Raw genomic sequence first — 20,602 nt, 5'->3', positions numbered from 1 at the left:
TTATTCTTCGTTTTCCCACCTTGCCTTTTCAAAGCTTATTTTAATGTACCGGATTCCGGGGAGCTTCAACTTTCACTTTGTCTTGGCATTTGTAAAGATACTGGCAATCGCATGCTAAAATGAACCCTCATTACATTTTTAGCAATCCCCTATGATTCCTTTTTTTTCTAATCTGCAGACTGTTCATATAATATAACCCCCTCCATTACAAATTTTTGTGCTTTTCCGCTATACTGGGTAAGGATAGAAAAAGATTACGGTCTTGCCGTAATCGAAAGGAGTTACTATGAAATCACTTGTTCTTGCAGAAAAGCCCAGCGTTGCACGCGAAATTGCAAGGGTATTGGGCTGCAGGCAATCACATAAGAGCTATATCGAAGGGGATAAATATGTCGTAACCTGGGCTCTCGGACATTTAATTGAATTAAAAATGCCCGAGCATTATGACAGCAAATACAAAACTTGGAAGCTGGAGGACCTGCCAATTATCCCTGACCAAATGGGTCTAAAGGTAATGAAACAGACAAGCCACCAGTATAGAGCAATCGAAAATCTGGCAAAACGAAAAGATATTAAAGAAGTCATCATTGCCACTGATGCTGGCCGTGAAGGGGAGCTGGTGGCGCGATGGATCCTGGAGAAAATCCGCTGGCGAAAACCAATCAGGCGCTTATGGATTTCTTCTGTTACTGACCGGGCCATCCGTGATGGATTTAAAAATCTGAAACCCGGCAAACAATTTGATGACCTATATGAATCAGCTGTCTGCAGGGCAGAAGCTGATTGGCTCATCGGCTTGAATGTAACGAGAGCGCTGACAACCAAATATAAGGACCCTCTTTCCGCCGGCAGAGTGCAGACGCCGACTCTGGCACTCATAATGGAAAGGGAAAAATTGATCCAGAAATTTGTTCCAAAAGAGTACTGGATCATTCGTGCCCAGGTAGGGCCTCTTCAGGCTGACTGGGAAAAGAACGGGGAAAAGCGTATTTTCTCAAAAGAAACAGCCGATAACATTCTCTCTAAAGTAAATGGGCAAAAGTCTGTTATCAAGTCCATTAACCGGAAAGAAAAAATCGATCCGCAGCCGCTCCCTTACGACTTGACTGAACTGCAGCGGGATGCAAATAAACGATTTGGTTTTTCAGCGAAAAAAACGTCGAATGTGCTGCAGAAGCTTTATGAGCAGCACAAGCTTGTCACCTATCCAAGAACAGATTCACGCTATTTGACAAAGGATATGGAAGCAACCATGATGGATCGCCTTCATGGCATTGCGGCATCTTATAAAGAGGAAATCCGCCCGATCCTTGCCAACAAGGGGAAAGTAATGGCCAAGCGTGTCTTTAACAATGAAAAAGTTACTGACCACCATGCCATTATCCCAACGGAAGAACGTGTCCATCTCGGAGATCTATCCACAGATGAGCGCAAGCTTTATGAATTGATTCTGCGCAGATTCCTGGCGCTATTCCATAGCCCCTACAAGTATGAAAGCATCCATGCAATCATTGAGGTAAACGGGGAAACCTTTACCGCCAAGGAAATGGCTGTTATTGATTTGGGGTATCGCAAGGTTGAAAAGAATACGGATGAGGATACAGGAAAGCAAAGCTTGAAAAATCTTTCAAAAGGCCAATCCTTCACCGTTCAATCTGCTGAGGCTGCTGCGAAGCTTACTGAACCGCCGCTGCGTTATTCTGAAGCCGACATATTGACTCAAATGGAAAAATATAGCCTTGGAACACCAGCCACAAGAGCAGAAATTATTGAACGCCTTCTTGAGACAGAAGCAGTTGAACGACAAAATGGCCGTTTGTACCCAACTAAGAAGGGCAAGCAGCTTATGGATCTTGTGAATGATGATTTGAAATCACCTGAGCTGACAGCCAAATGGGAACAGGATTTGGAAAAGATCGCCCGCGGAAAATCGGATCCAAAAGAATTTCTGCAAAACATCCGCAAACAGACCAGGACACTGGTTTCCGAAATCAAAAAAAGCGACAAATCATACCGGGTCCATAACCTCACTGGCTCCAAATGCCCAGAATGTGATTCCTTCCTGAAAGAAAGGAACACTAAGGACGGGAAGATACTTGTCTGCTCCAACCTGGAGTGCAATTACCGCAAACGAAAGGATCCAAAGTTTTCTAACCGCCGCTGCCCGCAGTGCCGAAAGAAAATGGAAATCCACCAGGGGAAGGCTGGCGCTTATTTCCAATGCCGTCCTTGCAACGTTGTTGAAAAAGCACAGGACAAGAAAAAAGCCATCAACAAACGTGAAGAGCGAAAATTGGTCCAGAAATATACCCAAAAGGATGACTCTTTTGGAACAAGCCTGGGTGATTTGCTGAAAGCAGCAATGGAAGATAAGGATTAATATGTGCCCCCGGCTGATGCTGGGGGTTTTTTACTCATAATAGCATTCCGTTTTGTTTCCTATCTTAATACGAACCCCTGATAAGCCCAGTCGCCTCATTTTTTCTTAGAATATACAGCTCGTCCTCTCCATAGCATGTACTAACACGGAAAGGAGAGTGCGACGATGTTAACCAGAATCGCAGACCGTTTTTCAAAGCTTGTAGAGAAATATCTCCCGGATGCCTTTGTCATTGCAGTATTAATAACACTTTTTGTCTTTATCGTTGGATTTTTCATGAAACCATCTGAACCAGCGGAGCTGTTCAAATCATTCGGTGACGGGTTCTGGGTGTATCTTGCTTTTACGATGCAAATGGTGCTGCTGCTTATGACAGGAATGGCACTTGCTTCTGTCCCGGCAGTCCAGCGGATCCTGGAAACTTTGGCTTCTAAAGCACAGACTGCAAACCAGGCTTACGTACTTACTTTCCTTGTTTCTTCTGCCGCTTACTATATTAACTGGGGGCTTGCTGTTGTAGTCGGAGCCATTATTGCCCGTGAAGTCGGCAAAAGAAATCAGAATGCTCACTTCCCTCTTTTAGTAGCTGCCGCATATGCGCCTACTGTTTTATACACAGCTGGTTTATCCAGCTCTATTGGGCTTACTGTAGCAACTGAAGGACATTTTCTTGAGAAAGCCGCTGGCGTGATCCCTACTTCAGAAACGATATTCCACCCGCACACCATTACAATATTAGTAGCTCTTTTAATAACCATTCCAATATTCATTGTATTGCTGGCCCCTAAAAAAGGAATTATTTCTTATACTCCTCCCGCTATAATGCAAAAGACTTCTGATCCAGGGGAAAACCGGGACGACACACCTGCAGAAAAGCTGGAAAGCACCCCTTTACTCGGAATAGCAACAGGATTAATCGGGATTGTCTATCTTATTTTTGAATTTGTGAATGGGCGTGACCTTGATCTAAATATTATTAATATTGCTTTTCTCTCCCTTGGACTGATTCTTCATAAGTCCTTAATCCAATATGCAAAGGCTTTTAAAGAGGCTGCTTCAGCCATCTCGCCTATTATTCTTCAGTTTCCTTTTTATGCCGGCATTATCGCTGTGCTTGGAAGCTCAGGGCTTGGGGAATCCATTATTAATGGAATGACATCGGTAGCTACCAAAGAGACTTTTGATATTTTCACATATTGGTCAGCAGGTCTTGTTAATATTCTCGCTCCGTCAGGCGGGGGACAATGGGCTTTGCAGGGGCCCCTTCAAGTGCCTGCCGGTCTGCATCTGGGAGTTGATCCCGCTGTTACCGCTATGGCTGTTGGCTGGGGAGATGCCTGGACGAACTTGATCCAGCCTTTCTGGGCATTGCCAATCTTAAGTGTAGTGGGTCTTCATATTCGCCATATTATGGGCTATTGCATTTTGTTAGGCATTTGGGTTGGATTTATTACAACCATCCTCATGTTTTTTGTTTATTAGTTTTACAGGAAACTGGCTTTGGAGCATGTGCTGCAAAGCCGTTTTTTATGTTAGTAGCCGTAGCTTATTTTACTAAACACGAGGTTTTCTTCTTTCAGTTTGTTTCAATCGGGATCTTTTTCCTCAAATTTCACCGATCTCCCATTTAACCTTCTCTGTTCCGCTTATAGCATTCTTATTTCCAACATGAACAGTTGCACCATTCGGCTGACAGCTCCGACTGAAGGTGGATCCAGCAAGGTCTCCGGAATGATTTTAAGTTCAATATGTTTCTTTTTCCAGATAGAAAAGCTACAATTGATAATGAAGATTCTGACAAAGGAGAATACATATGAGCAACTTTCAAAGCAATTTAGAAAAATACGCCGAGCTTGCTGTTAAGGTTGGCGTGAATGTGCAAAAGGGGCAGACACTTGTCATTAACACAACACTTGATGCGGCAGAGCTTGTTCGAGTTATTGTAAAAAAGGCATATGAAGCTGGTGCATTCAATGTTGTAGTGAATTGGAGCGATGATGCAGTTACACGCACAAAGTATGATCTTGCCCCGGATGAGGCTTTTACAGAATATCCGGAATGGCGTGCAAAAGAAGTAGAAGACTTGGCTGAAAAGGGTGCTGCATTTATGTCAATTGTTTCAGCAAGCCCTGACCTGCTGAAAGGCGTGAAATCAGAACGCATTGCCAACTTCCAAAAAGCTGCCGGACAGGCACTTGCGAAATACCGCAAGTTTATTCAGTCCGATAAAGTTAGCTGGACAGTAATTGCAGCTCCATCCCAGGCGTGGGCAAATATGGTATTCCCTGATGCTCCTGCTGAGTCCAGAATTCAAATGCTTTGGGACGCCATCTTCAAAGCAACTCGGGCAGATTTGGATAACCCTGTAGAGGCCTGGAAAAAGCATGATGAAACACTTCATGAAAAAGTGGATTATCTAAACAGCAAGCGTTATAGGAAGCTCCACTATAAAGCGCCTGGAACAGACCTGACAATTGAACTTCCCAATGGACACTTATGGGTCGGAGCAGGAAGCGTTAACGAACAAGGTACAGAATTCATGGCTAACATGCCGACTGAGGAAGTTTTCACAGTCCCTTACAAAACTGGTGTTAATGGTATTGTTTCAAGCACAAAGCCATTAAGCTACGGCGGAAACATCATCGACAAATTCAGCCTGACTTTTGAAAACGGGCGGATTGTAAATGTAAAAGCGGAAGAAGGCGAAGAAATTCTTAAGCAGCTTGTTGAAACGGATGAAGGCTCCCACTATCTTGGGGAAGTAGCACTGGTTCCATACAACTCGCCAATTTCCCAGTCAAATCTGCTTTTCTATAACACTTTATTTGATGAAAATGCATCCAACCATTTGGCAATCGGCAGTGCTTATGCATTCTGTATCGAAGGCGGCAAGAAAATGTCCAGCGAAGAGCTTGCAGAAAATGGATTGAACGAAAGCTTAACACATGTAGACTTTATGATCGGCTCTGCTGAAATGGACATCGACGGCATCACCGAAGACGGCAAAGCTGAGCCAGTATTCCGCAAAGGCGATTGGGCTTTTTAAGGACGATTAATCAACAAGAATCATGCGGAGCTATTCCGCATGATTCTTTATTTTGGTTAGGTATAGTTTGCTTACCTTTCCCTTTTCATCAGAATAAACTTCTATAGAGTACTTATCAGCATTATAAAGTGAAATCGAACCGCCTGAAATCAGATCATCCCTGACTGCCGCAGGGCTTCCAAACAAGGTCTTAATCTCACCGATTGTCGTCCGCACTCGCTGTCCAGGGATTATAATACCCGTAACATTGCCAGTTTCGGGGTCAAAAAAATACGTGATATTCGGATACATGACATAAGGGCTGTTCCCTTCAAAACCCTCTTTTATAAAATCCGGCTCAGATTTTTTTATTTCAGAAATATTGGTACCAATCGGATACGGGCTTCCAAAAGGTATCCCTTGTTTTGCCTTTTCTATAATATCGCTGCTAAGCTCCAAATTCTTAAATGGATAATAAAAGGCTTCATCTTCAATCCATTGGTCAATCCAGCTTGCCTCTTCCAACTCTTCCCGATCCTGAAGTGTAAGGGAATAATTTTCTTCATCATAAAGCCATGTTGAAAAAACCCAGGTTTCTTGTTTGTTCAGGGCCGTTTGAATAAACTTCTGGTTAATAGGCTTCATTTTTGCCTTAGAAGTTGTGAGAAGTTCCTCTTCGATTTTAACTTTGATTAATTCGCCATCTTTAATGGCCAGCAGACGGACTTTATCCGCATTTCCCCCTGCTGGCTGAAAAACTGAAAGAAGTGTTTTGTTCCTCATTTTTAATGTATATGCTTGTTCCTTTGAAGAATTAAAAGACATTTCTTCATCTTCATTAAAGACATCCTGTTTATAGGCTATCTTTCCAGCCTTTTCTGCCAAATACACGGAGTAATGCCCTGTATAATATGAATCTCCCTTCTCCCCTTTCTGGCTTTCTTCCTCCAGGATTGTATTTCTTTGGTCCTCAGCATAAAGAAAAACGGTATATTTAAGTTTCCCATCCGCCACTTCAAACTGGTATAAAGCACGATTCTTAAGCCAAGCAGAATCCTTTTTCTCTTTTCCTTCTGTCTTCACTGCGGAAAACTGTTTTTCTGTTTCAGCTTTTTTATCTTCTTTTTTTAATGTCATTTCCTCTGTATTTAATGATGCATTAGTTTCGCTAGAACAGCCTGCCAGTACGGATGACAGCATTGTAATGGTTATCATATATATAAAATTTTTCATTTTAATCTCCCTAATGTTGTAAAAACATTTCCATTTAAAGTCAAATGTTACAATAACTTTACCTTTAACTTAATAAGTGTAACAAATAGGGATAGTTTCTACAAATCTACCAATATGCTCATTTTTTTATAAAAACAAGCATATGCTTTCATATCCTCGGTTTAAGACGATTCTCCTACTTCAATCAAACGTTTGATTGAAGTAGGCTGCGCCCAGAGATATCAGCAGATTTTGAGGTTCATAACATAAATGAAGGACATTTTTTCGATGCTGACTCAAGTTTTGGTCTTCATTACCTGGATGAAGGACATTTTTACCCAGGTTAAACCTAATTTTGGCCTTCATCACCTGAATAAAGACCATTTTTACCCATACGGAACCTGGGTTTGCCCTTCATAAATTGATTGAAGGACATTTCCCGTTGCTGACTCAAAAAAACAGGCTCCGCTCTCGCGAAGCCTGCCCTTTTAATATTCAGCAGCTGCTGATGGTGTTTTTTCTGCAGAAAGGCTTACAGCTACATAAGCCAAAAGTGATAAGACTATAGGCAAAACGACTGTATTCATGCCAAACGCGTTTGGATAAAAGGTATGAAATAAAATATAGGAGCCTGTCCCCGCAATCATTGAGGCCACTGCCCCAAATTTATTTCCTCTCCCCCAATACAGGCCTAGTACAACAGGCCAAATGAAGGCAGCTTCAAGTCCTCCGAAAGAGAATAGGTTCAGCCAGATAAGCAGATCAGGCGGACTAAGTGCTATTAGGAATACCAGTATACCCAGCAGTGCAGTGACGCCGAAGCTCATCTTCCTAATGGTGCTTTCATTTGCATCAGGCTTAATATAATTTATATATACATCCTTTACAATGGCTGAACTGACAAGAAGCAGCAAGGAATCGACCGTAGACATGATGGCTGCCATCGGAGCTGCCAAAACAATTCCGGCAAGCCACGGAGGCAGGACTTCCATCGCAATCATCGGCATTACTTTATCCCCGACTTCAATTCCCGGGAGAACCGGACGGGCAAATACCCCGATGAGATGCATGCCCAGCATGATGGAGCCAACAACCACTGTTCCGATTATAATCGCACGGTGCATGGCTTTGGCATTTTTATAGGACATAGCTCTTACCGCAACTTGAGGGAGTCCGACCACTCCGACTCCAACCAGGATCCAGAAGGACGAAACATATAATGGCGTCAGTCCCCCATCAAATCCAAAGGGAGTAATAAGGTTCGGATTCTCTGCGGAGAGGTCACTGATGATATTGGAAATTCCCCCTCCAGCCACAATGACAGCAATTAGCAGGACAAGAGTTCCTATAAACATAATCGCTCCCTGGACAGCATCAGTAACTGCTACGGCACGGAACCCTCCAATCACGACATAAACCAAAACGGATACGGCAAAAATGAACAGAGCAGATATATAGCTTAGCCCTGTCAATGACTCAATTAATCTTGCACCGCCAACCCATTGGGCAGCCATCGCCGAAAAAAGAAAAATGATGATGCTGAGAGCTGAAAGCCAGACTACCCATTTGCTGTTATATCTTTCTTTCAGGAAATCTATAAGCGTGACGGCATTATATGTCCGTGCTGTGATGGCAAACTTTTTCCCCAGAACCATGAGAACAAAGTAACCTGTGACCACCTGGGACATCGCCAGCAAAACCCAGCCAAGGCCCTGCGTATAGGCAACGCCAGGCCCGCCGATAAAGCTGCTGGCGCTTCCGTATGTCGCAATCATGGTCATGGCCAGTATAAAGCCGCCCAGCTGCCTTCCGCCCAGGAAGTAATCCTGCAGAAATGAGTTGCCTGATTGGATATGCCTGCTGGACCAAAATCCAATAGCAAAAATGACGGCCAAAAAGATCAGGAGAGGGGTTACAACATCCCAATTCATTCCGCATTTTCCCCTTCCGTCTTATCTTCAAAAGGTACTTCTTTAAAAAAGAATTTTACAGCAACTGCGACCAGTACAACCATAATCAGAAAACCGGCCACACAGCTATAGAAAAACCATGCCGGCAATCCAGCGATGTATTTATATTCCTCCGCCGGGCCAGAGCCTATTCCATAAGCAAAACCGTACCACCATATAAAATTAAACAGAACGAGTCCAATTCCAATCCATGCTTCTTTTTCTGCTATTTTAAATCGATGATCTTTCTGTCTGTCTCTCTTCATCTTATCCCCCTTTAGAGCCTGCTTTTAATATGTATGGATCCTGAAAATATACTTGGAATTAAATACAGAATATTCCTTAAACATAATCCCATTTATGCCCTTTTTCTGCAACAAAAAAAAAGCAGATCTCTCTGCTTTTTTGATATTATTTTAAAAATGTTCATTAGGCAAGCTTATAGCGCTGCATTTGCTTCTGTATTAGCCCGTTCCTTTTTCGCCATTCTAACAAATAAATAAACGAAAGGTGTATCAGCCACAGCAACAATAAACTTAAAGATATATTGAGTGGCAATCATCCCTATTAATGCACCGAGCGGCATGGTGCCGTAAAAGGCAATTAAAATAAACACGCTTGTGTCAATCAGCTGGCTGGAAGCCGTTGATAGATTGTTGCGGATCCAAAGCTTTTTGCTACCGTGTTTTTCTTTCAGCTTGTGAAAAACAAACACATCAAGGTTTTGGCTGACCAGATAGGATATAAGACTTGCGATGGTTACCCGGAAGCTTCCGTTCAAGATCGTTTCAAATTCAGCTTGTGCCCCGAAGAATGGAGCAGATGGAAGGTGGATAGCCGCAAAAATAAAGATAGCCGCAAGCACCTGTGTCACGAAACCTGCAAAAACCGTTTTGCGCGCCGCTTCTTTGCCGTAAACCTCCCCGATAATATCTGTGATCGGATACGTAAACACGTATACGATGACTGCAGCAGGCAGGATCGCCCAGCTGCCGAGGCTGAACAATTTAACAGCAAGGATGTTTGATAATATTAACAGCCCTGCAAAGGCTGCATTTAAATATAAAAGCAAAGATATTCTCCTCTCACATTAACGGTTGTCAATCGTTTCCGGATAAAGATCATGGTTCATTAAACGGTAATCCGCCATTTTTTCATACTTCGTTCCCGGCTTCCCATAGTTGCAATAAGGATCAATGGAAATTCCGCCTCTAGGAGTAAATTTTCCCCAAACCTCAATATAGCGCGGATCCATCAATTCAATTAAGTCATTCATAATGATATTCATGCAATCCTCATGAAAATCGCCATGGTTTCTGAAGCTGAAAAGATATAGCTTTAAAGATTTGCTCTCTACCATCTTTTGATCTGGAATATAGCTGATATAAATGGTAGCAAAATCCGGCTGTCCCGTTTTCGGGCAAAGACTCGTAAACTCAGGGCAATTAAACTTTACAAAATAATCACGGTTTGGATGCTTGTTATCAAAAGCCTCCAAAATCTCAGGCGAGTATTCAAAAAGATACTTTGTACCCTGATTTCCTAATAATGTGATATCTGTCAATTCCTCATCTTTTCTTCCTGACATAAAAAAAGCCTCCCTTTATATGATCCCGCGGATAAAAAGAGAGGTCCAAAACACAGCTTAAAAAACAAAAACCATATCCTCTTTTGGATATGGTTGATTTTGTATAATCAAAGCCATAGTTTTTTATAGAGGGTGAAGCTATGAACCTCTCCCGTTCACACGGGAATATTCTAAATGCAATTGTCATAGTTACTATAGAGAAAAAGCTTGTTTCTGTCAACGGATATTTTAGGAAAGGCAGGGATATTGGATGGTTTGGAAATTTCGGCTTCTTTGCATTTTATATTATAAATAAGGTCTTAAAGCAGCTGGTTTCCTCTTACCCTTCATAGTATAATATCTTTAATTTGCTGAGAAAGGAAAATGAATATGTGGAATGAATTTAAAAAGTTTGCTTTGAAGGGAAATGTTTTGGATTTGGCAGTCGGGGTTGTCATCGGAGCTGCCTTCGGAAAAATCGTTTCCTCCCTTGTAGATGACATTATTATGCCGCTAGTCGGACTGCTGATGGGTGGAGTAAGCTTCACAAATTTGATGGTGAAAGTAGGAAGTGCCGAGGTTAAATATGGTTTATTCATTCAGAATGTGGTAGATTTCCTTATCGTGGCTTTCTCTATCTTCATCTTCGTCAGAATCATAAACAACCGTTTTAAAAAGAAAGAAGAGGCCAAACCGGCGCCAGTGGTGGATAAAAATACTGAGCTTTTAACAGAAATCAGGGATTTATTAAAAAACAAATAGAAATTTTGAAACTCTTAGACAGATCATCCGTATACACATATAAATAATAGGATAGAGGAGAAATGTAAACATGTATGTACAGCATACTGCTAACAGCAATGGTTACTTGCCATCCGTTTTAAGGGCGTTTGCATTATCGTTGGGAATTGCTTTTATCGGGACGATGGCAGGCGTTTTTGTTCCTCCTGCAATGTTTCTGCCGTTAGTCATCCTTGAAGTCGGGATGCTGCTTTTTGCTTTTCTTCTTCGCCGCAAGAAGGCAATCGGCTACACATTCCTTTATGTATTTACGTTTATTTCAGGGGTGACAACCTACCCGATTGTGGCCCATTATCTTGCAGCCATTGGACCGAACCCAGTCCTGCTTGCTCTTGCGACAACAACAGTGGTTTTTACAGGTCTGGCAGTATACGCTACAACAACAAAGCGCGACCTATCATTCCTGGGCGGCATGCTTATGGCTGCATTGCTTGCACTTATTGCTATCTCGATTTTTAATATCTTCTGGCCGCTAAGCTCTACGGGAATGCTGGCATTCTCCTTCATCGGAGTGCTTGTTTTCAGCGGATATGTCCTATTTGATTTCAACCGCATGAAGCATTATGGTGTTACAGCCGAAGAAGTGCCTTTGATGGCTCTTAACCTTTATCTTGATTTTATTAACCTATTTATTAATATCCTGCGTATTTTTGGAATATTAGGGAGCAGAGATTAATGAAACTAAACAAGGCAGCCTCGTTTTCGGGCTGCCTTGTTTAGTTTCCCTTCCCTTTTGTCATCTCCCATATTTCACGCAAAACCGGCATTTCCTCCATTTCTTCTTCGGTTACAAGCTCCCATTGGATGCCATCCGGCTTTGGATAAGGAGTGTTCGTTTTGATGAGTTCTTTTTCGGTTGCAATCCAGTCAACAGTCAGGTCATAAGGATCCTTAGGGATATCTGCTTCAACAACCTGGGCGCTATGGACCGTTCCAATTACCGGAACTTTCGGGTTTCCAAGTTCCCTGATAATCGCATACTCCCTGTCCGCATACCCTTCGCCTTTTCCTACTCGCCTTCCATCTCGATGAAGGCCTACTGATCCTGCAAAAAATAAATCAATAACAGGAAGGTCTGTTAGAGGGATTTCCTTTCCGTATGAATGGATATGCTTAAGGCTTGCTGCTTTCCGTTCTTCACCAGCAGGCACCCATTCGGGCTTCACCATAATAAAGCCTGCTTTCAGCCTTGGCGTCGGCACCAGCAAGGTCTTCCCATCCTTTATGATTTGTGTTCGGATTGGCAGCTGCGGAGAATCAGGATTCACTTTTATAACCTTTGCTTCTTTATACTCGGGCATATTAAAAACGAACGCTGCCGCTTTTTCAGCACCTTTAAAATTGGGGATTCTATTTTTTAGCGGAAAAGGAAAACGGCCAAGTTTATTTTCCTCAAGATAATTCCATATGTACTCGCGGATTTCTTTTTTCGTATACAAAACGTTCACTCCCTTCTCTCTCATTTTATCCATCTTATATTAAACTGAATAGAAAAAAGGAATGTTAATTCTTTTTAATGAAAGCTGGGTTCAAGCTTATGGATTATTATTGCACCCTATTGATTGGGGAAGGCCGATATATTTAAAATTGGTTCGATATGCAAATCGTAATTCCTTAAGCTGTCCGTTATCGGACTTAAAAAAGGTGCAGACCAATTGGTTTGCATCTTTTTTAATGGCAGAAGTTCCGTGGTGCCTCTAGGAAATGGAAGTTTAGAATTTTACAAGAACGGCTATCTATTAAGAAAACTCATTAGGAGGATAAATACCATGAATGAACAAGAGCATGTAATCAAACAAGATGGTGAATTGAACACTACTAATGTAAAAAAGGCAATGGACCGAATCTCAGATGAAAGAGCTGAAGATATTCTAAGCAGTTTTGATGAATTTAAGAGCTACCTTAGCGAAAGAATCGAGCTCGGCAAAAAGCTAGGACTAAATGAAGAGCAGCTTGCAGTTACAGCAGAAAAGGTTGCTGCCTACCTTGCAGAAAATGTGGAGCCAAAAAACCGTGAAGAACAGCTGCTGAAAGAATTATGGAAGGTTGGAGATAAGGAAGAAAGGCATAAGCTTGCACATATGCTTGTCCGTCTGACTGAACAGGCATAGAAAAACGAGCAGCTCTGCAGCCAGATCGTCTCTTTAGTTCAAAGCTAAATAACTGCCGGAAATGTCTGCAAGTGACGATTCCGGCTTTTTTATTGCTTAAGTTCTTTATAAAGATTAATAAACTGGCTCGGTTCCGATTTAACTTGAAAGGAGAATAATCCTCTATTTGTATGAAGATAGAGGAATCCAATATCAGAATTGGATGCCCTAAATGACATATCCCATACTTCATCAAGCAGAAACTTTTCCGTTGGCGAAATGATGCGATCCTCATACAAATAAAGATGGTGTTCCTGTTCAAGATAATGCTGCTGGTTCCAGTCGATCGTCCGTTTTACTACTATAAAAGGATGGGAAGCAATGATTCTCACAAGAACCTCCAATAGGTAAAGTTATGCTTCCATTGAAACATACTAATGAATCCGATTCAAATGATGCCGCCTTAACCCTTGTACTCCTCCCTCACTATCGCATAGCAGGTCAAATCAACAGGTCTTTCATCTTTCATGGCATGCTGGCGCAGAACTCCTTCATGCTTCATCCCGACCTTCTCCATAATCCTCCATGACCCAGGATTATCGATAAATGCCAGGGCATAGATGCGATTATGTTCCATTACTTCAAAACCATATTTGATAACTGCCTGTGCGGCTTCTGTTCCATATCCTTTGCCCCAAAACGGCTTCCCGATCCAATAGCCGACTTCAGCTCTCTTGTTTGTATTTGCCCCTGAAATATTGATAAGCCCTATCAGGCTATTATCCTCTTTTAGAGTGATGGCAAAAATAGCAATCTTTCCGTTTTTCTCAGCTTTAAGAATACTTGTAATAAATTCCTTCGCCCCGCCTTTTGGATATGGGTGGGGAATATTCAAAGTGGTTTTCGCAACGTCATAATCGCTTGCATATTCTTCTACTTTTTCTGCATCCTTAAGTGTAAGGTCTCGAAGGGTTAAACGGTTTGTCTCGAGGGTTTTCATTTTCGCAGCCTCCTTTTTTAAACAAGGTTTTTGATTTTATCTAGCAAATCTGATGATTTATCTAGCCTGTTTCGAAATTTATCTAACATCTCGTACAATTTATAAAGCACACCCCCCCATGGTGATGTGCCTTCCTCTTCTTATTCCACCGTGACATCAAGCTCTTTTATTAAAAGAGAAGGTGATCCAATATAGCCTGTAGCCATATATCCCATCGTGAATTCCAAATCAGATCCGATTGCCTCTATATTATTTAGCAGCTCATAAAAATTGCCGGCGATGGTCATTTGGTTGACAGCGTTTTGAACTTTTCCGTCTTTGACATAATATCCATTTGCCGCAATAGAAAAGTCGCCTGATACTGTATTCGCACCGGAGTGGAGTCCGGACAATTCCGTAATGATGATCCCCTCTGAAATGGAGGATGCCAATTGATCATAGGTCTTATCAGATGGAACAACATGAAGATTCGTCGGAGCTACCGTTAGTGCCCCTTTATAGGATGCTTTAGAGGCATTGCCTGTCGATTCCACGCCTTCCTTCTTGGCTGTTTTGCGGTTATGCAGCAGTGATACAAGTTTGCCGCCCGTAACAATTTCTTTTTTGGCAGTGGCTACACCCTCGCTATCAAAACGGGAGCTAAGGAGGCCTTCTTCCAAAAATGGATCGTCAACAATATTCAATGACGGTACAGCAATGCTTTCGCCTGTTTTTTCTTTTAATGCTGATTGCCCTTTTTGAGTATTTTCGGCTGAAAAAATAGGGATAAATGTTTGCAGCAATGCACTTGCAGCGTCGTTCCTCAACAAGACAGGATAGTTTTTGCTTTCAGCACTTTGGGCATCCAGCTGGGATAGTGCTTCTTCCACTGCATGTTTTGCGATTGCCTCAGGCCTAAGGCTAGAAAATTCTCTCGTAAACTTGGAGAACACTCCATTTTTCACCTGATCGCCTTTCTTTACAATCACCGAAATATAAACACCAATATGATTCTTCTTTTCCTGTAAACTCAGGCCTTTGCTGTTCATTATGGCCCTTTCCGTTTCACCGCTGCTTAACATAAAATAATCTGTTCCTGCAACACGCTCATCATATGCATAAATATGCTTCTCAATTTCCTTAAGCAAATTTATTTTTTCGGGGATTGATACTTCAGCAAGATTAGTTGAATAGAAGTTACCTTCTTTATACTTCTCACTGCCGGCAAAAATCTCTTCCTGCAATTCATCTTCTATGAATTGGGAATTTTCCTTCGCATTTTCTATCAGAAAAGAAAGGGATTCCTCATCCAGTTTTTCTGTAAAAGCATAGCCCATTTTGCCTTCGTAAATCCCTCGGAAGGAGGTTCCGAACACTTCGGAAGTTTCGTATGAATCGATTTCACCTTTATAAAGCTCACAGGCAAACTTTTCATCCCTTTCGTAATAAAGCTCCATGTCCGTAAAACCATGCTGCTCTCCCATCTGAAAAAGCTTCTCTTTAAACTCCTGCAAATTCATCCTATTCATCCCCCTTTCTTCCGCCAACGGTCATTTCACTTACACGTATCATCGGCTGTCCGACATTTACAGGGATGCTTCCGCTCTGGGATCCACACATTCCGGCACCGTGGCCCAAATTGTTCCCGACCATATCGACAAGCTGGAGGGTTTTAGGGCCATTTCCAATTAGTGTAGCTCCCTTCAGCGGTTTGCTTATTTTTCCATTCTTTACAAGGTATGCTTCCATAACAGCAAAATTATAATCGCCCGTTGTTGTATTTACCTGGCCCCCGCCCATATATTTCGTATAAATTCCGTGTTCTGTTTTCGAAATAATCTCTTCCGGAGTGGACTTGCCATTGGCGATATACGTATTGGTCATCCTGGATGTCGGCGCAAAACGGTAGGACTGCCTTCTTCCTGAGCCTGTGGACTCCATGCCCATTCTGCGTCCGTTAAATTTATCAATCAGGTAGCCTTTTAAAACGCCATTTTCAATCAGAACATTTTTACGGGCTTGTTCGCCTTCATCATCAATCGTAATGGAGCCCCATTCATTTGCAAGCGTGCCGTCATCAATATATGTAACGACATCTGATGCCACTTTTTCGCCAATCCTGTTCGCAAAAACCGAGTTTTCCTTTGCAACAGATGTAGCCTCAAGACCATGTCCGCATGCTTCATGGAAAATAACACCGCCGAATTCATTATCAATAATGACAGGGAATTTCCCGCTTGGGCATGGGTCTGCACCAAGCATCGTAACCGCGATGCGGGAAGCTTCATTTGCATAATGCTCTAAATTCAGATTTTCCATAAATTCGAAGCCTTTATGGGCACCTGGACCGTAGAATCCGGGCTGCATTTGATTGCCCTTTACCGCAATTGACTGAATCGCCAAGCGGCTTCTCACTCTGCGGTCTTCTGCAAATCTGCCCTCGGAGTTGGCAATCAGCACATTTTGCTCTTCATCCAGATACCTGACAGTTACCTGCTGGATGCTGTTATGATATTTCTTTGCAATTTCGTAAGCTTTTTTCATCACCTCTACTTTGCGAAACTTCTCCGCTTCACGAGGATTTAGAGTAATAGGATGTGCTGCTGGAATGATTTCTTTTTGCAGCTGGGAGGGCTGGATGATTGTATTTCCTTGAATTGCCTGGGCAGCGCTGCCTGCCGCTTTCAGCAAACCGCCCTTCGATCCATCTGTTGTATAAGCATAAACACTCTGGAGGCCTTTAAACACGCGAATGCCAATCCCGTAATCCCGGCCTGATAAACTGCTCTCAATCTTCCCGCCCTGCAATGCAAGGTTATTTGTAAAGCGGTCCTCGACGAATACTTCAGCGAAATCCCCGCCAGTAGCCAGCGCTGCAGATATAACGTCTTCAATAAGTGCTTGTGATAGCATAAAACCCCTCCCTTTACTTTCTAACTTTTCAAACTATTTTAATCATACCGTACTGATCTTCATTTTAGAATGATTTTTTCCTTTTTTGACCAATAGGGAGAATGATTGTGCCTCGGTCTGGAGACCTAAATGGGGCTCTTTTATTTGCAGGCTTAAGCACCCTTTTGCAAAGTTCACCACTGAAGACTACGCAAAAAAGGCACCCAAATCAAGGCACCTTTTCCCAAACTCTATAATACGCCGGAAAACAGCCGGGCGAATGATTCTTTCGATCGTTCCACAAACCCCCGTTTATAATACTGGACAGGGCCTATTTTAACGCTCTCTCCCATATCCTCTTCATAATGCGCGGCCAGATCGCGGATGGAGCTTGTGCCATACAGGAAAACATTGACTTCAAAATTCAGGTGGAAACTGCGCATATCCATATTGGCTGTTCCGATCGAAGCGAGATTTCCGTCCACAATAATGATTTTTTGATGCAGGAAGCCTTTTTTATAGGAGTAAATTTCCACTCCATAACGCAAGAGCTCCGGAAAGTAAGAACGGCTTGCGTACTGGGTCAGGAAGCTGTCGTTAATTTCCGGCACCAGGATTCGCACCTCTACCCCTTTTGCAGCCGCAATCCTTAATGCCGTCCTGATGGATTCGTCAGGGACAAAGTAGGGGGTGGCAATCCATATGGATTGGGTTGCACAGGAAATCATGGAGTAATACAAATCACTCATGATTCCCTGCTGTGTATCAGGTCCGCTTGCCACCACCTGAACCGCTCCATCGAGCACATCATCTTCAATTGGATACTTTACATTTCTGAACTTCTCCAGCACTTCTTCCTTGCTGACGTATTCCCAATCCAGCAAGAATACGGTATGCAGCGTGTAAACAGCCTCGCCTTTCAGGAGCATATGTGTATCACGCCAAAAGCCTATTCTTTCATCCTCCCCCAGGTATTCCACCCCTATATTAAGGCCGCCTACAAAACCGGCTTTTCCGTCAATGACAACAATCTTGCGGTGATTGCGGAAATTGAACTTCTGGTTAAAAAATCCATATTTTAGAGGAGAAAACGGCAGCGCTTTAATGCCAGATTCTTCCATGGATTGCAGATCCTCCAGAGAAATCCCCATACTGCCGGCAGCATCAAAAATAAACAGCACTTCCACACCTTGTTTGGCTTTATCAATTAATATATTTATGATTTCTTTTCCAAGCCGGTCAGACCGGAAAATATAATACTCCATGTGAATGAACTTTTCTGCTTCACGCAGTTTCTTTTTCATCTCATTAAACGTTTCCTCGCCATTTTTCAGGACCTGCGCCCGTGAATTCGAGCTCAAGGGAGTAAGAGCTATATTATTGGCAAATCTCGCAAAGCATAGCTGGCTTTCCTGCAAAAAGGAAAGATCCGGTGTATCCTCTCTTTTCATTAGCCGCTTCCATTCATCCCGGTCCCTGCTCCTTTTGCTTTTAAAAAGGTAGCCTTTCAAATAAAGCTGTCCGGAAAACAAGTAGAACAGATAGCCAAATACCGGAAAAAACACGAGTACATACATCCATAGGAGGGTCTGATGCGGAGTTCGGTTCTCCAGTATTAAAGAATAAGCACTTATTAAAATAACTGCCCCATACAAAATAGCAGCACCTATTTTGATTCGTGTACTGGCATCTGTAAAAACAATCGTATAAGTTGATGCAATTAATATAAATACAAACAGTGATTCAACTCTGCGTTTTCTCATAGCCACTTCTCCAACTCTAAAAAGGTTACTATATTTGAATGTACCTATACCCTTTTTATTGCACATAAGAAACCAGTCATAATTAGTTTTTCCCAATTACAGGGTGAAGAAAGCATTTTCGGAAAAAAAAGAAGCCTTGCTCTTTATATAGCAATGCTTTCTATTTTATTGCCCGCCACCGCTATAATGGTTGTCACCCATCGTATAATTTGAGCTCTCCCCAGGCTTTTCGTTAGGGCTTATTCCCTTTTGCGATGTATTGTTTATCTTTTTCCGTTTGCGGTCAATGCTGTAGGCAAACACAAGGGTCACAATAATTAATCCAAATAATACCCCCATCTTCCGTCCCCCTTTATATATGTATATTCATAATCGGCAAACCTTTGCCTTAATATTCGGGAAGAATCTCTTTTTTCCTTAGGCTCTTTTATCATTAATTGTTGCTTTTCCCCTAACTATGCTTAAAAAACTATTTTTAGAAAAAAGTTAAAGGGTTTTGTACAATTGCAGAGAATGTAGTGGAAATAGATTTTTTATAAGCAAGGAGCTGTTGCTAATGAAACAGTGGTCGACGGAAATAGATATTGAAGCTCCGATTCAAAAAGTCTGGGAGCTATTTAATGGTACCGAAGAAAACATGCAAAAAATCATGCCCCAGGTGGTTGAGCATAAGCCGGTAAAAATAACAGATGAAGTGGTCGGCAGCATCTACCGGCAAAAATATAAGGAAGGATCAAGGATTGAAGAATACGATGTAGAAACCATGAAGTTTGCTGATACTCCGGATCATAAGGAGCTGAAGGTCGGATTTTGCCTGGCAAATATGTTCGATATTACTGCCCACTATGAAATAGTCAAAGTCGATGAGAACAGAACCCGTTTTAAATATACGGCAACAAATCAGCCATTAAAATGGTTCGTAAAGTTCTTTTTGCTTTTTGCGAATGACAAAGTCGTGAAAAAATTTGCTGAACGGGTTAAGCATGTAGCTGAAACCGAAGCTTGAAGGAGAATACAGGATGGACATAAGACTTTTACAGCCTGAGGATGCTGCGGGATACAAAGAGTTAAGATTGGAAGGTTTAAAAAAGAACCCCGAGTCATTTGGTTCAAGTTATGAAGAAGAAGTTGGACGCCCAACCGCAGTTTACAGAGAAAGGTTTAAAGCGGAGAATTCTGTTCACTTTGGAGCATTTGAAGACGGCCAGCTTGTGGGCATGGTTAGCTTAGTAAGGGAAACCGGATTAAAGATGAAGCATCGTGCCAATATTTATGCAATGTACGTGACTGAATCCTCCCGTCAAAAAGGCATTGGCAAAAGACTGATCAGCGAAGCTGTGGAAAAAGCAAGAGAATGGGATGGAGTTGAACAAATCCATTTGGCAGTCATGTCAGAGAACGTTCCAGCTAAAAAGCTTTATTCCTCCTTTGGATTTGAAGTATACGGCAAGGAGCGGCATGCCTTGAAGATCAATGGTGTGTACTATGATGAAGACCTCATGGCATTGTATTTTTAACTGGACAATGGCAGCTTCCTTTTTAAAGGGGCTGCCATTTAATTATTGATATTTCTTCACAATGACTCGGGCGCTCCTCGTTACGGGCACTATCCTTTCGATTAGTTCCCTTCAGATTTGGGCACTGCTCGTCACGGGAACTATTCCTCTCGATTAGCTCCCTTCAGACTCGGGCGCTCCTCGTCACGGGTACTATTCCTCTCGATTAGTTCCCTTCAGACTCGGGCGCTGCTCGTCACGGGCACTATTCCTTTCGATTAATTCCCTTCAGATTTGGGCGCTGCTCGTCACGGGCACTATTCCTTTCGATTAGTTCCCTTCAGACTCGGGCGCTCCTCGTCACGGGCACTATTCCTCTCGATTAGTTCCCTTCAGACTCAGGCGCTCCTCGTCACGGGCACTATTCCTCTCGATTAGTTCCCTTCAG

General features: G+C 42.4%; 20 protein-coding genes and 1 riboswitch. Of the genes, 8 read left to right on the top strand and 12 right to left on the bottom strand.

The window, feature by feature from the left end; genetic code table 11:
• Positions 1 to 286 precede the first annotated feature (286 nt).
• From L634_RS0120645 to L634_RS0120635, 3 genes are all read left to right on the top strand, one after another.
• Positions 287 to 2,380 carry a DNA topoisomerase III gene (locus L634_RS0120645; protein ID WP_026584089.1) on the top strand — a complete coding sequence of 698 codons (2,094 nt, stop codon included), beginning with the start codon at positions 287 to 289 and terminating at the stop codon, positions 2,378 to 2,380.
• Between the two features lie 165 nt (positions 2,381 to 2,545).
• Positions 2,546 to 3,862 carry a short-chain fatty acid transporter gene (locus L634_RS0120640; RefSeq protein ID WP_026584088.1) on the top strand — a complete coding sequence of 439 codons (1,317 nt, stop codon included), beginning with the start codon at positions 2,546 to 2,548 and terminating at the stop codon, positions 3,860 to 3,862.
• A 331-nt stretch (positions 3,863 to 4,193) separates the two neighbouring features.
• Positions 4,194 to 5,426 carry an aminopeptidase gene (locus L634_RS0120635; RefSeq protein WP_026584087.1) on the top strand — a complete coding sequence of 411 codons (1,233 nt, stop codon included), beginning with the start codon at positions 4,194 to 4,196 and terminating at the stop codon, positions 5,424 to 5,426.
• Positions 5,427 to 5,456: 30 nt separating this feature from the next.
• On the opposite strand, the gene L634_RS0120630 is transcribed toward L634_RS0120635, so the two are convergent.
• From L634_RS0120630 to queF, 5 genes are all read right to left on the bottom strand, one after another.
• Positions 5,457 to 6,638: a hypothetical protein gene (locus L634_RS0120630; RefSeq protein ID WP_026584086.1), complete on the bottom strand. Its 1,182-nt coding sequence runs from the start codon at positions 6,636 to 6,638 to the stop codon at positions 5,457 to 5,459.
• Between the two features lie 467 nt (positions 6,639 to 7,105).
• Complete coding sequence (gene panF, locus L634_RS0120625) at positions 7,106 to 8,548, bottom strand: sodium/pantothenate symporter (RefSeq protein WP_026584085.1); 1,443 nt, start codon at positions 8,546 to 8,548, stop codon at positions 7,106 to 7,108.
• On the bottom strand, positions 8,545 to 8,832 hold the full coding sequence (locus L634_RS0120620) for a YhdT family protein (protein ID WP_026584084.1): 288 nt from the start codon (positions 8,830 to 8,832) through the stop codon (positions 8,545 to 8,547). Before L634_RS0120620 ends, panF begins: the two co-directional genes overlap by 4 nt.
• 173 nt (positions 8,833 to 9,005) lie before the next feature.
• Positions 9,006 to 9,638 carry a queuosine precursor transporter gene (locus L634_RS0120615; protein ID WP_026584083.1) on the bottom strand — a complete coding sequence of 211 codons (633 nt, stop codon included), beginning with the start codon at positions 9,636 to 9,638 and terminating at the stop codon, positions 9,006 to 9,008.
• Positions 9,639 to 9,656: 18 nt separating this feature from the next.
• Positions 9,657 to 10,154, bottom strand: a complete 498-nt coding sequence (gene queF / locus L634_RS0120610; protein WP_026584082.1) for a preQ(1) synthase — start codon at positions 10,152 to 10,154, stop codon at positions 9,657 to 9,659.
• 109 nt (positions 10,155 to 10,263) lie between these two features.
• A riboswitch (PreQ1 riboswitch) is annotated at positions 10,264 to 10,309 on the bottom strand.
• Positions 10,310 to 10,523: 214 nt separating this feature from the next.
• On the opposite strand from queF, the gene mscL reads away from it, so the two are divergent.
• Complete coding sequence (gene mscL, locus L634_RS0120600; RefSeq protein ID WP_026584080.1) at positions 10,524 to 10,895, top strand: large conductance mechanosensitive channel protein MscL; 372 nt, start codon at positions 10,524 to 10,526, stop codon at positions 10,893 to 10,895.
• Between the two features lie 70 nt (positions 10,896 to 10,965).
• Complete coding sequence (locus L634_RS0120595; RefSeq protein WP_026584079.1) at positions 10,966 to 11,610, top strand: Bax inhibitor-1/YccA family protein; 645 nt, start codon at positions 10,966 to 10,968, stop codon at positions 11,608 to 11,610.
• 40 nt (positions 11,611 to 11,650) lie between these two features.
• Here the strand turns inward: L634_RS0120595 and L634_RS0120590 are convergent, their stop codons facing one another.
• A complete protein-coding gene (locus tag L634_RS0120590) occupies positions 11,651 to 12,373 on the bottom strand; it encodes a 5-formyltetrahydrofolate cyclo-ligase (RefSeq protein ID WP_026584078.1) in 723 nt (240 codons plus the stop codon).
• Between the two features lie 330 nt (positions 12,374 to 12,703).
• Between L634_RS0120590 and L634_RS0120585 the strand changes: the two genes are divergently transcribed.
• The gene (locus L634_RS0120585) at positions 12,704 to 13,045 is read left to right on the top strand and encodes a DUF3243 domain-containing protein (RefSeq protein ID WP_026584077.1); all 342 of its coding nucleotides are present in this window, start codon (positions 12,704 to 12,706) and stop codon (positions 13,043 to 13,045) included.
• A gap of 89 nt (positions 13,046 to 13,134) precedes the next feature.
• Here the strand turns inward: L634_RS0120585 and L634_RS0120580 are convergent, their stop codons facing one another.
• The 6 genes from L634_RS0120580 to L634_RS33960 form a co-directional block, all read right to left on the bottom strand.
• On the bottom strand, positions 13,135 to 13,416 hold the full coding sequence (locus tag L634_RS0120580; protein WP_026584076.1) for a hypothetical protein: 282 nt from the start codon (positions 13,414 to 13,416) through the stop codon (positions 13,135 to 13,137).
• Between the two features lie 71 nt (positions 13,417 to 13,487).
• Positions 13,488 to 14,024, bottom strand: a complete 537-nt coding sequence (locus tag L634_RS0120575) for a GNAT family N-acetyltransferase (protein ID WP_026584075.1) — start codon at positions 14,022 to 14,024, stop codon at positions 13,488 to 13,490.
• A 140-nt stretch (positions 14,025 to 14,164) separates the two neighbouring features.
• A complete protein-coding gene (locus L634_RS0120570; protein WP_026584074.1) occupies positions 14,165 to 15,523 on the bottom strand; it encodes a TldD/PmbA family protein in 1,359 nt (452 codons plus the stop codon).
• 1 nt (position 15,524) lies between these two features.
• Positions 15,525 to 16,916 carry a TldD/PmbA family protein gene (locus tag L634_RS0120565; protein ID WP_026584073.1) on the bottom strand — a complete coding sequence of 464 codons (1,392 nt, stop codon included), beginning with the start codon at positions 16,914 to 16,916 and terminating at the stop codon, positions 15,525 to 15,527.
• Between the two features lie 230 nt (positions 16,917 to 17,146).
• On the bottom strand, positions 17,147 to 18,658 hold the full coding sequence (gene cls / locus L634_RS0120560; protein WP_026584072.1) for a cardiolipin synthase: 1,512 nt from the start codon (positions 18,656 to 18,658) through the stop codon (positions 17,147 to 17,149).
• A gap of 165 nt (positions 18,659 to 18,823) precedes the next feature.
• The gene (locus L634_RS33960) at positions 18,824 to 18,997 is read right to left on the bottom strand and encodes a hypothetical protein (RefSeq protein WP_198029806.1); all 174 of its coding nucleotides are present in this window, start codon (positions 18,995 to 18,997) and stop codon (positions 18,824 to 18,826) included.
• 217 nt (positions 18,998 to 19,214) lie between these two features.
• Here L634_RS33960 and L634_RS0120550 point away from each other — a divergent pair, with 217 nt between their 5' ends.
• Complete coding sequence (locus L634_RS0120550) at positions 19,215 to 19,664, top strand: SRPBCC family protein (RefSeq protein WP_026584071.1); 450 nt, start codon at positions 19,215 to 19,217, stop codon at positions 19,662 to 19,664.
• 13 nt (positions 19,665 to 19,677) lie between these two features.
• Entirely contained in the window at positions 19,678 to 20,175 is a 498-nt protein-coding gene (locus L634_RS0120545) for a GNAT family N-acetyltransferase (protein ID WP_026584070.1), read from the top strand.
• Positions 20,176 to 20,602: the final 427 nt, after the last annotated feature.

The organism is Bacillus sp. J33 (assembly GCF_000518885.1).
Taxonomy (GTDB): Bacteria; Bacillota; Bacilli; order Bacillales; family Cytobacillaceae; genus Cytobacillus.
The sequence above is the reverse complement of the archived record's forward strand: the minus strand, read 5'-3'. Positions and strand labels throughout refer to the sequence as shown.